The organism is Sporosarcina sp. P25, from assembly GCF_002743235.1.
In the GTDB taxonomy this organism is placed as follows: Bacteria; Bacillota; Bacilli; order Bacillales_A; family Planococcaceae; genus Sporosarcina; species Sporosarcina ureae_B.
The window spans coordinates 1-11,701 of the sequence record NZ_PDYV01000018.1 but is presented as its reverse complement, the minus strand read 5'-3'; the positions used below and the strand labels follow the sequence as shown (position 1 = coordinate 11,701).

Annotated in this window: 11 protein-coding genes; 1 reads left to right on the top strand and 10 read right to left on the bottom strand. The window is 44.5% G+C overall.

Translation table 11 applies throughout. From position 1 onward, the window contains the following. Positions 1 to 41 precede the first annotated feature (41 nt). The 4 genes from CSV70_RS13295 to CSV70_RS13280 all read right to left on the bottom strand — a co-directional run bounded on the left by CSV70_RS13295 (position 42) and on the right by CSV70_RS13280 (position 4,867). Positions 42 to 341, bottom strand: coding sequence for a single-stranded DNA-binding protein (locus tag CSV70_RS13295; protein WP_233191814.1), 300 nt, complete (start codon positions 339 to 341; stop codon positions 42 to 44). 1,383 nt (positions 342 to 1,724) lie between these two features. Continuing rightward, the gene (locus CSV70_RS13290) at positions 1,725 to 2,084 is read right to left on the bottom strand and encodes a LapA family protein (RefSeq protein WP_085130998.1); all 360 of its coding nucleotides are present in this window, start codon (positions 2,082 to 2,084) and stop codon (positions 1,725 to 1,727) included. 73 nt (positions 2,085 to 2,157) lie between these two features. After that, positions 2,158 to 4,425, bottom strand: coding sequence for a protein translocase subunit SecDF (secDF, locus tag CSV70_RS13285; RefSeq protein WP_099628528.1), 2,268 nt, complete (start codon positions 4,423 to 4,425; stop codon positions 2,158 to 2,160). A 130-nt stretch (positions 4,426 to 4,555) separates the two neighbouring features. After that, positions 4,556 to 4,867, bottom strand: a complete 312-nt coding sequence (locus CSV70_RS13280; protein WP_158232423.1) for a post-transcriptional regulator — start codon at positions 4,865 to 4,867, stop codon at positions 4,556 to 4,558. Positions 4,868 to 4,998: 131 nt separating this feature from the next. Here CSV70_RS13280 and CSV70_RS13275 point away from each other — a divergent pair, with 131 nt between their 5' ends. Beyond that, on the top strand, positions 4,999 to 6,516 hold the full coding sequence (locus CSV70_RS13275) for a putative polysaccharide biosynthesis protein (RefSeq protein WP_099626872.1): 1,518 nt from the start codon (positions 4,999 to 5,001) through the stop codon (positions 6,514 to 6,516). Here the strand turns inward: CSV70_RS13275 and CSV70_RS13270 are convergent. The 6 genes from CSV70_RS13270 to ruvA all read right to left on the bottom strand — a co-directional run bounded on the left by CSV70_RS13270 (position 6,510) and on the right by ruvA (position 11,405). Continuing rightward, positions 6,510 to 7,148 (bottom strand): DUF421 domain-containing protein, encoded by a 639-nt coding sequence (locus CSV70_RS13270; protein WP_099626871.1) that lies wholly within the window; start codon positions 7,146 to 7,148, stop codon positions 6,510 to 6,512. The genes CSV70_RS13275 and CSV70_RS13270 overlap by 7 nt on opposite strands. A 108-nt stretch (positions 7,149 to 7,256) precedes the next feature. Continuing rightward, positions 7,257 to 7,520 carry a preprotein translocase subunit YajC gene (yajC, locus tag CSV70_RS13265; protein WP_085133532.1) on the bottom strand — a complete coding sequence of 88 codons (264 nt, stop codon included), beginning with the start codon at positions 7,518 to 7,520 and terminating at the stop codon, positions 7,257 to 7,259. A gap of 50 nt (positions 7,521 to 7,570) precedes the next feature. Next, positions 7,571 to 8,710 (bottom strand): tRNA guanosine(34) transglycosylase Tgt, encoded by a 1,140-nt coding sequence (gene tgt, locus CSV70_RS13260; RefSeq protein WP_085131003.1) that lies wholly within the window; start codon positions 8,708 to 8,710, stop codon positions 7,571 to 7,573. Then, on the bottom strand, positions 8,711 to 9,763 hold the full coding sequence (queA, locus tag CSV70_RS13255; RefSeq protein WP_099626870.1) for a tRNA preQ1(34) S-adenosylmethionine ribosyltransferase-isomerase QueA: 1,053 nt from the start codon (positions 9,761 to 9,763) through the stop codon (positions 8,711 to 8,713). Between the two features lie 18 nt (positions 9,764 to 9,781). Continuing rightward, positions 9,782 to 10,780, bottom strand: a complete 999-nt coding sequence (gene ruvB, locus CSV70_RS13250; RefSeq protein WP_099626869.1) for a Holliday junction branch migration DNA helicase RuvB — start codon at positions 10,778 to 10,780, stop codon at positions 9,782 to 9,784. A 19-nt stretch (positions 10,781 to 10,799) separates the two neighbouring features. After that, positions 10,800 to 11,405, bottom strand: a complete 606-nt coding sequence (ruvA, locus tag CSV70_RS13245) for a Holliday junction branch migration protein RuvA (RefSeq protein WP_085131006.1) — start codon at positions 11,403 to 11,405, stop codon at positions 10,800 to 10,802. Between the last annotated feature and the right edge of the window lie 296 nt (positions 11,406 to 11,701).

Sequence of the window (11,701 nt, the reverse complement as noted above, 5' to 3'; positions counted from 1 at the left end):
TCAGTTCTCCTAGGATTTCTCCTAGTGTCTAAGCTTTTCACTTAGAAACGTGTCGCACCCGCATCATAATCTCCAAAAATTGTAATTTGCTGTTGTGTGTCGATTGCATGTTGGATGCAATCGACGGCTTCTTGCATGTCATGTAATAAAAACGGGTCATGTAAGTTGGACTCGTCCATGTGCAGATACGCGTTTGCTTGTTCGCTTGTCGTGATTCCGCGTGCGACAAGTATTTTTGTCAGCATCGTGGAAAGCTTCAAGTCCTTTGCGAGCTGGTTGACGAGTTCTTCATCTGGCCGATCGATTTGCCATCTTTTTTTTGATTGTATCAATGCTTTCACATCCTCTGTTCTTATTATAGCTAATGAAGATGGAGACTGAAAGGAAACGGGATGGAAAGATGGGGAGTAAGAACAGGATAGCATCGTTTTCTTCCTATAAGACCTGCAGAGGTAGTTGATATAAAGAGTGAGAGATAGCAGTTAGCCTCATAGGCATAGTAGGCCGTTGCTCGAGTGGGCGAATTTGAGAGTGCTGTAGTTGTACTTGCACTACTGAGTGGTCATGATGTAGATTGTGGTTCTAGCAAAATAAGAAATTTTGTACATTACTTAACAGAGAAATCCTTATGGCAGAGCGACTACACGGCTGCCGGTCTTGCTCACTTTTTGTTGGGGACGTGGCTCGACTGATTATCTGGTACTAAAATTAGCGAGTGTTCACTTTTTGGACCCGCGCAGGCACGTGGGGGATTGCCTACAGCCATGAGCCAGCTGGCGATAGAGCTGCCAGTTGGCTCAGGGCCACGGCCTACCCCGCAGTTGTGCCTGCGCTACTGTGGGAAAATGAATTAGTTTGTGTTTCTAGCAAAAAGAAAAACAGTGACATTGTGATAGCTATCATGCATTTCTTGCTCACTTTTTGTTGGGTACGTCGCTCGACTTATTTTTTGGATTCTGTAGTTAGCAAGTGTTCACTTTCTCGACCCGCACAGGCACGTGGGGGATTGCCTACAGCCATGAGCCAGCTGGCGATGGGGCTGCCAGTTGTCTCATGGCCACGGCCTACCCCGCAGTTGTGCCTGTGCTACTGTGGGGAAATGAATTAGTTTGTGTTTCTAACAAAGAAAAACTAGCGACATTGTGATAGCTATCATGCATTTCTTGCTCACTTTTTGTTGGGTACGTCGCTCGACTTATTTTTGGATACTAAAGTTGGCAAGTGTTCACTTTCTGGACCCGCGCAGGCACGTGGGGGATTGCCTAAAGCCATGAGCCAGCTGGCGGTGGGGCTGCCAGTTGTCTCATGGCCACGGCCTACCCCGCAGTTGTGCCTGCGCTACCGTAGGGAAATGAATTAGTTCGTGTTTCTAGCAAAAAGAAAAACAGTGACATTGAGATAGCTATCACTTGTTTCTTGCGAGTGAAGTGTATGAACTGCACTACACACTATCTTGCGAAAGCCATCCACCAGCGCTGTAGTGGGGACAATGAGCATTACACTTACATTGCCAGCAAAACCACAAACTCCTAACAGAACTACAATTCGACAAGCACTTAAGTACTAAATCGATTAAAAACATCTACTAGCACTGCCCTACACACTTTCCAACGAAGGCCATCCCCTGCCACTTCTTACTTCCCAACTAAAAGCACATTAAAAGAAACAACAGCAAAAAAGCCACAACAAGTCGCTAAGCACGACTCACTGCGGCAATTCACACGCTAATAAACTTCCCTCGGTGGAACAATCTCAGCCTCAACCAACGGCGCCTCCATCAACACATCGATCCGTTCTTCCATCTCTTGCATCTGCCTACGTTGCGCAGTCAATTCCTTCTCCTTCAAATGCATCTGCTTCTCCAACTCTTTGACACGTCGTCCACTTCTATACGACTTGTAAATAGCAAAGAAACCACTAATAATCGCACCAAGCAACGCTGACCCAAGAATAATTAATACAAGTGGAATCATCGTCGTACCAAAGAAATAATTAACCGGTACAGATTCTACATTAAATACAGCAAACAATGCGATGAACACAGCAAATAACAAACCAACTAGAACAGTCCATTGAAACTTCATGTGTTCCATTCCTCCATTCAAAAAAAGCAGGATATACCGAAGTATACCCTGCTTTCACTATAGTTCAAACGTATTACACAACAGGTTCGTCTGAGCCCCATTGTTTTTTCTCTTTATCTACTTTTATTCCGCCATTCTTCAAAATTTGCTTTCTCTTTAAGTCGAACCAAAGTTGAGCAGAGATGAAGATGGAAGAATACGTACCTGCAAGCAAGCCGATCAATAATGCGATCGAGAACGGTCGAATTGATTCTGCACCGAGTGCCATCAATGCCACTACGACGAAGACTACAGTCAGAACTGTGTTAACCGAACGGCCAAGCGTCTGTCGCAATGATTTATTGACAATCGTTGCCAATTCATCTTCTTCGCTAATATGCTTCGAGCGATTCAAGTTCTCACGTATTCTGTCAAAGGTGACGATCGTATCGTTGATGGAGTAACCGACAATCGTCAATACCGCCGCAATGAAAGTGATGTCTACTTCGAGTCGTAAAATACTGAAGACGGCTATCATGAAGAATGCGTCATGCAGTAAACCGATAATCGCCGCCAGACCCATGCGCCATTCAAAACGTAACGCTACGTAGATGATGATCCCAAGAGCCGCAACCGCAAGTGCATAAATCGCATTACGCACGAGCTCTTTACCTACCGTATTGGAAACTGTTGAAACGTTCGGCTCTGCACTGAATGTTTCAGATAACTCTTTTTTGATTTTGTTGACTTCTTCTTGTGAGAAGTCTTCTTTATATCGTGCAACCGCAATGTTCTTTTCATCGCCTGAAATGACGACATCCGACGTTGGGTGGCCAATATCTTCAAGAAGTTTCGTTACTTCCGTCTCATCGAGCTGTTGTTCAGCTAGCATTTCCACACGTGTACCACCGGAGAAGTCGATTCCCAAGTTGAGCTTGAAGACACCTAGCATGATCGCACCGACAATTAACAAGACGATAGAAAGTGCATAGAAACGTCTTCTTGAATGAACGAAATCGAAACGATCGAATTTTGTTGTGAGATCTAGCGTTTCATAGCCTTCATCTGCTGAATGAAGATGTTTTTTGTTCAATCCGAACCAGCCAACTTTATTATCGAGGTATCCGCTGTGAACGAGTAGTCCAAGCAATAGACGAGATCCCCAAACGGCTGTTAGGAAACTGACCAAAATACTGATAATGAGCATGGTCGCGAAACCTTTAACTGAGCTTGTACCGAAAATGAACAATACAACTGCTGCAAGGAGTGTCGTGACGTTCGCATCGAGGATTGCGGTGAACGAAGACTTCGCTCCAGCCATAAAGGACGTTTTAACCGATCTTCCGACACGTAATTCTTCTTTGATCCGCTCATAAGTGATGATATTGGCATCGACTGCCATACCGACCCCGAGCATTAATGCTGCAATACCAGGTAGTGTCAACACACCATTGATTAATGTGAACACTAGCAATATTAAAAAGATATAAACAGATAGAGTGACAACTGCCACAATCCCTGGCAAACGGTAATAGAATGCCATAAAGATAAAGATTAAGGTGACACCGACAATTCCAGCAAATATCGTTTTATCTAGTGCTTGTTCACCAAACTGTGCACCGACAGAAGTCGAGTAAATTTCCTCTAAATCAACAGGTAATGCACCGGCGTTCAGAATACCAGCCAAGTTTTTCGTCTCTTCAATAGTGAAGTTACCTGAGATTTCGACATTTGAAGAGTTAATGGTGTTAGCAACATACGGAGCCGAGATAAATGCGGGTTCCGGTTTTGTAGCTTCTTCCGCAAAGGAATTTTCACCTTCAATGAAATCCAACCAAATAACTAGCACGTTGTTCGGCTTTATTGCTGCAATTTCAGATGTAACTTCTCCAAATTTATTTGGATCTTTCATTTCCAATGTAACAACAGGGTTGTTATTTTCATCGAAATTGGCTTTTGCTTTACCTGCTTTCAAATCATTTCCGTCGAGCATCAATTCGTCATCCGCATTACGGAAAGAAAGATTGGCTTGAGTGGATAATAATTCGCGGGCAGTTTCCTGATCTTCTACCCCAGCAAGCTGAACTCGGATTCGGTTGTTTGATTCGATTTGAATGCTGGGTTCATTTACACCGAGCACGTCAATACGATTCGTCAATGCGCGGGCCGTATCGGCAACCGTCGACTCCGTAATCTTTTGTCCTTCTTTCAATGGTTTCACTTGGTAAAGAACCTCGAAACCACCTTGCAAATCAAGTCCTAGCTTGACATCTTTTAAAATGGGACTCGTCGTAGAAAATATCGTTGATGCCAAAATGACGATAAGCAGCAAAAACGCGACGATCCTTCCTCTGTTTTTCATATTTCCTTTTCCCCCTCATATACTAGAGCGGCATAGCACCTGTTATGTACTTTCTTCTCTCATTGTACAACATACCAATTATGAAACAGTAGGTTGTCCGTGTCAAATACTTCATGATAAGAATTGCAAATCAATCCATTTTTTTGGGCGAAAATAGCACAGACCATTCTTCTTTACTCAATTCCATCACTTCTTCACTGTTCCGTTGAGCTTCTGTTTGCGTATGGGTCATGAACTGTGCCGCAGTAATTGCCAAAACATCTGAAATCATTTCATACGAACGCATCGCAGAAATTTCTTTTTTCCGCCACTTCTTCTCCACCAAATAGTTCAGTAAATCTTCTTCCGTAATCTCCGAGTAGCCGTAAAACGTCAATTCTTGCTTTTTGCTTTCTAGTGCAGGGAGCAACTGTCTGTATAAGTCTGTCAACTGTTGATCCAATGCCACTTCCCCCCTCGTGAATAGTTCCGGAATAAACTTAATTATATCACATACACTTAACTATATTTGGGTTTTGCACAAGCATTCGTATTATATCCGAAAACGGGGCAAATCAGAAGGAGTGGTGTAGGGTGTCATCATTTATTCGGGGGACGATCTTTTTGATGGCGGCCGTGTTTTTATCAAAATTACTCGGCTTCGTCTATCGAATTCAATTTATGCGGGTTGCAGGAGAGGAAACAGTCGGGATCTATATGACCGCATACCCGGCGTTCGTCTTTTTCCTCTCGTTAGTACAGCTTGGCGTACCCATTGCGATTGCGAAGGTCATAGCGGAAATAAAAGCACAAGGCGGCACGGTACAATTACGACAAGTTATGAAAACCGCCACGTTTATCACCATTTTATCCGGTGCCGTTTTCATTCCAGCGTGTATTCTGTTCATCCCTTTTTTAGCGGAGACGTTACTCGGTAACAGCGCAACATCCACTGCCTTATATGTAGCCCTCGCCATCGTACCTATCGCCTCAATTGGCGGATTAATCAGAGGGTACTTCCAAGGGATTTCACGTATTGAAGAAACGGCATGGGCACAAGTCATCGAGCAAATCTTCCGTATTTTATTGATCACTTGGATGCTGCCGTACATTCTGGCTCCGGAAGATCCGATGATGAATGCAGCGTATGCTATGGCTGTCACATTCCTCGCTGAAGTTGTATCGGTTCTCTATCTTCTATACAAATACCGGCAGCAACAAAAGAAAGAACCGAAACCACAGAAAAAACAACCGCGATATCCGATGGAGCCCATCCTTGAGGTGGCACTTCCTTCGTCAGGCAGTCGTTTATTTGGGACCTTCACTTGGTTCCTTGAGCCCATCATCTTTTTACGCGCCCTCTCCATGGCAGGCGTTGGAACGGTAGCGGCGACATCATTGTATGGAGTAATTTCTGGTGTGCTTATTCCGTTATTATTGTTTCCCGCATTCATTCCGTATGCATTATCCGTCGTGCTCGTCCCAGCGGTCAGTGGTGCAGCGGCTTCTAGCAACGTCAAAAAGTTGCAAGAACGCATTCATTTAGCATTGCGTTTATCCGCTTTAACGGGCGCATTTGCGGCTACTGTATTTTATATGCACGGGCAAGCACTTGCAGAAAAGCTGTTCCACATTGTAGATGGCGGCAGCTATATGACATTGCTTGCGCCCATCTTCTTCTTTTATTATATACAAAGTCCACTCTATTCGATTTTGCAAGCGACAGGCGATGCGAAAGCCGGCATGATGAACTCGGTCTACGGAGGGATCGCAAAACTTGCGGTGATGTTCATCTTGGCTTCGCAACCAGGACTTCAAGAAACTGGCGCGGTTCTCGCAATCGGCTTCGGTGTACTCGTGACATCTTTCTTGCATATTGCCACGCTACGGCAAAACAAATCGACCGCCACAGGGTTTTCGATGTTCGCCATGACCTATATCGTATTCTTGCTGACCGTCGTCATCCGTCCGATTTTCATTCCTATCGGCTCGCATCATCTATTTGTCGAATGCGCCATTACGTCCGGCGTGCTGTTCGCTTTATTATTACTAACCAGACAAATCAAAACGCAGGACTTTGTCATGCTACGTAATTTAGTTAAACGCTATTGATCTTGTGTCAGTTGGACTCTTATTTCACCTTGTTCATACGAGCAATAGAAAATCTTGTTCAAATCGGTGATGTTTTTAGCACGTAACTCCTGTAGCAACCAATCTTCCGTCTTGCCAATCAACTTTAGATGCTCCGGTTGAATATCGCCGTCAAGCACTAGTCCGACAATCGGTAAGTCACCGTCTTTTGTGAATACAGATAAATTCCCGGAAGATTCGAGATACGCAAACGTCACATTATGGATTGACCCGACTTGATTCTCCCGTAATTGTTGAAACAAGTCGTCGAGATTATAACGTTGTTTACGCATTTCATGTTGTTGGATTTCTCCATGTTTAATAATCAACGTCGGATCTCCATCGACTAGGTCACGAAACTTCTTACTCTTCAATGAAATCATCGACGAAATATATTGAATGACCAGCAAAATAAGTATAGGAAGGATTCCTTTGATAATGGGTTTGTCGGGAGATTCTACAATCATCGCAGCTACTTCCGCCATAATAATGAAAACGACGACATCAATAACGCCCAATTCACCAACTTCTCGCTTTCCCATAATACGCAATATCACAAGAAGAAAAACATATAAAAATACCGTACGTAATCCGATGATGAGTAACTCGTGCACAGCATATCTGCCTCCTTCACACCTAGTGTGCCGGCAGATCTTTTTTCTATACGTGACAAAACAAAAAAGCGGCAATCTATGGATATACCACTAGATAACCGCTTTTTATTATGACGCTGTTACGACTCTGCCTACTGCTTGCTTGTCAAAACGCAAAACTGTAGTGTCAGATACACGTAAGAAAATAGACGTTTCATCTACTGCATCCACAGTTCCGTGAATACCGCCGATTGTAACCACTTCGTCTCCACGCTTTAAACTAGATTGCATCTCTTTCGCTGCCTTCTGTCTCTTTTGAGCAGGACGAATGAGTAAAAACCACATTATAGCTACCATGATTACTAGTGTGAAAATACCACCGTATTGTTCCATCATTATATATTTTCCCCCTTCCTGAAGCATCATTTTTTATTATACAAGATTTAAAAGTTTTTTGCATTCGGTTTATTAAAGCCGTATTGCTCAAAAAACTCTTCACGAAAATCACCGAGACGATCTTCACGTATGGCCTGACGTACTTGCTCCATTAAGTTAAGCAAAAAGTGCAGGTTATGATAAGACGTCAAACGTATACCAAAAGTTTCCCCCGCACGAATTAAATGTCGAATATATGCACGACTATAGTTTTTGCACGCATAACAATCACAGTTCGGATCCAGTGGACCAAAATCTCTTTCGTACTTCGCATTTTTGACAACTACGCGACCTTCACTTGTCATCAACGTACCATTACGTGCAATACGCGTCGGCAAGACACAGTCGAACATATCGATTCCGCGGATTGCACCGTCTATCAAGGAGTCTGGAGATCCAACACCCATCAAATAACGTGGCTTATCTTGCGGAAGTAAAGGTGTCGTGAACTCCAACACATTATTCATAATATCTTTCGGTTCTCCGACTGACAATCCACCGATTGCGTAGCCTGGGAAATCCATGGATACTAAATCACGTGCACTTTGCTTACGAAGATCTTCAAACTCTCCACCTTGTACGATACCGAATAATCCTTGATCTAAAGGACGCCCGTGCGCTTCTAGACAACGTTCTGCCCATCGTGACGTACGCTCAACACTTGCTTTCATGTACTCATGCGTCGCAGGAAATGGAGGACATTCGTCAAATGCCATCATAATATCGGCTCCAAGATCGTTTTGGATTTCCATCGCTTTTTCCGGACTCAAAAACAGCTTATCTCCATTGATATGATTACGGAAATGAACGCCTTCTTCTTTAATATCACGGAATTTACTAAGTGAAAACACTTGGAAGCCGCCTGAATCAGTCAAAATGGGGCGATCCCAGTTCATGAACTTATGTAATCCGCCCGCTTCTTTAACGATTTCATTACCTGGACGCAACCATAAATGATACGTGTTACTTAAAATAATGCCTGCACCCATTGCCTTCAATTCTTCCGGAGCCATTGTTTTGACCGTAGCTTGTGTTCCGACTGGCATGAAAGCAGGTGTTTCAAATGAACCGTGTGGCGTATGGACAATTCCAAGTCGCGCACCCGTTTGTTTACATGTTTTGATGTGTTCGTACGTAATAGCTGCCAATTAATCTCGTTCCTTTCTTGTAGCAGGGCGGATGAACATCGCGTCCCCAAAACTGAAAAAGCGATACTGCTCTTTCACTGCTTCGTTATATGCATGCATAACCTGATCGCGTCCAGCAAATGCCGATAACAGCATCAATAGCGTGGATTTCGGCAAGTGGAAATTCGTCACTAGGCCGTCAATCGCCTTGAACGCATACCCTGGATAAATAAAAATTGAAGTCCAACCGCTTGCCGCGACTACTTCTCCATTATTCTCTGAAGCAATGGTCTCAAGCGTCCGAGTAGACGTCGTACCGACCGCTACTACATTGCCGCCACTAGCTTTTGTCTCGCGAATAAGTGCCGCCGTTTCTTCTGTCATAACATAATATTCTGCATGCATTGTGTGGTCTTCAATTGAATCCACACTAACAGGACGAAATGTACCGAGTCCTACATGCAACGTAATGAAAGCGATCTGAACGCCTTTTTCACGCAGTGCATCCAAGATTTCATCCGTAAAATGCAAGCCCGCTGTAGGTGCCGCCGCAGAGCCGCGCTCTTTTGCGAAAACCGTTTGATAGCGCGACTGATCTTCTAATGTTTCCGTAATATATGGTGGTAACGGCATCTGTCCAAGTTGATCGAGCAACTCATAGAAAATACCATCATAACTAAATTTGAACTCACGCCCACCTTGCTCGCCAAGTGCTGTACATTCAGCCTGCAACAAGCCGTCGCCAAACGTCACGACCGTCCCCACTTTTATACGTTTCGAAGGCTTGACCAGTGTTTCCCAGCGGTCATCACCTGTTTCTTTTAACAACAACACTTCAATCGTCGCGCCAGTTTCTTCTTTCGTCCCGATCAAACGCGCCGGTAATACTTTTGTATCGTTTAACACTAGCAAATCCCCAGATTCTAGTTCATCCACTAAATCACGAAAATACTTATGTGTCACGATACCGTTATCGCGTCCCATAACGAGTAAACGGCTCGCTGTGCGATCCAAAAGTGGTGTTTGGGCAATTAAATGTTCCGGTAAATCAAAATCAAAGTCTTCTACTTCCATCATGCTAACTCCTATCTGTCATTCAGGAAGCGGATAGCCGAAATGCTCGTAAGCCTTTTCCGTTGCCATCCGACCTCTTGATGTACGTTGAATAAATCCCATTTGTAATAAATACGGCTCATAGACGTCTTCGATTGTCACTGACTCTTCGCCAATACTCGCAGCGAGTGTATCGATACCAACTGGACCGCCACGGAATCGTTCGATCATGCTATGGAGCAACTGATGGTCGATTTGATCGAGTCCATGGTGATCCACTTGCAGCATATCAAGCGCTTCTTGTGCAATCGAAAGCGTAATGACTCCATTGCCGCGTACTTGTGCGTAATCGCGCACTCTTCGCAGTAAACGATTTGCAATACGCGGAGTTCCACGAGAGCGTTTTGCCAGTTCCACAGCTGCCTGCGGATCGATGTGCACGTCAAACAAATTCGCACTTCGAATGACGATCTCTGTCAATGATTCCACTTCATAATATTCCAGTCGAAGCGGTACACCGAAGCGGTCACGAAGTGGTGCAGACAATGCCCCTGCACGCGTTGTCGCGCCGATCAGCGTGAAAGGCGGCAAATCCAGTCGCACAGAACGCGCAGTCGGACCTTTTCCGACCATAATATCGAGACAAAAATCCTCCATCGCCGGATACAGCACTTCTTCAATTGCCCGGTTTAGTCGGTGGATTTCATCGATGAATAAAACATCGCCCGGTTCCAATGAAGATACCACTGCCGCCAAGTCACCGGGACGTTCAATTGCAGGACCGCTCGTCATGCGGACATTGACACCCATTTCATTGCCTATGACCGTAGCGAGCGTCGTCTTTCCAAGCCCAGGAGGACCATACAGCAAAACATGATCCAAACTTTCTTCCCGTTTCTTTGCCGCCTCGATAAAAATCGATAAATTATCTTTTGCTTGCTGCTGACCGATATATTGTTGCAATAATTGCGGGCGTAATGATTGTTCAAAACTATCATCAAAATCGGTCGCCTCATTCGTCAGTATGCGTTCATCCATTGGAACCACCTCCATCGTATTAGCCTTGTTTCAATAGTAATTTTAACGCCAGTCGCATATAGCCTTCTGTATCGAGTTCTTCTTTCTCGAGTTTCGGCTTCACTTTCTTCAGTTCGCGATCAGAATAACCAAGCGCAGTCAACGCTAACATTGCTTCATCGAGCTCATCACTTTCAGTAAGTGTCAAGAGCGTGTCCTCGGAATCCGGCAAATCAATTTCCGTAAATAGATCATGAAGTTTGCCTTTTAAATCCAAAATCATCTGACGCGCTGTCTTCTTGCCGACACCCGGAAATTGCACAAGGAATGCTTCATCTTCACGCTCAATCGCACTCACTACTTGAGAAGGCAAGCCGTTCGCAAGAATTGCGAGCGCGCCTTTAGGACCGATTCCCGAAACGGTAATCAGTTTACGGAACAGTTCACGTTGTTCCAGCGTCTTGAAGCCGATCAATAACTGCGTATCTTCACGCACATGCAAATACGTGAACACTTGCTGCACCTCGTCGGTTACGTGGAACGCAAATGGATTCGGCGTCATAACTTGCCAACCGATTCCCGATTGCTCCAGCACAACATATTCTGGTGTCACGCGTGTCACATGGCCTTTTATGTAATCGTACAAAATATTCTCCCCCTAAAGTATACCTGCTATTATAGCATACGAACGGGTTTTCTACTTGTACGACCTTCGAAAATTTGCATAAATAAAATGGGTATGTATTTTAAGTAATGTAAGTTCAAAAGCGAATACTTTGAAGTGGTGAGTGAATTTGTGAGTGTGATGGGATGGAAGCTCCAGTTGGCGGACGCTTTCCTGAGGGCGTGGCCCGAGCCGCTTCCCTCACTTCGTTCAGTCCAGGGTCTCGAACTCACGCTGATCCTCCAGGAGTCGCCCCAACTTCCGCTTCCATCCTACGT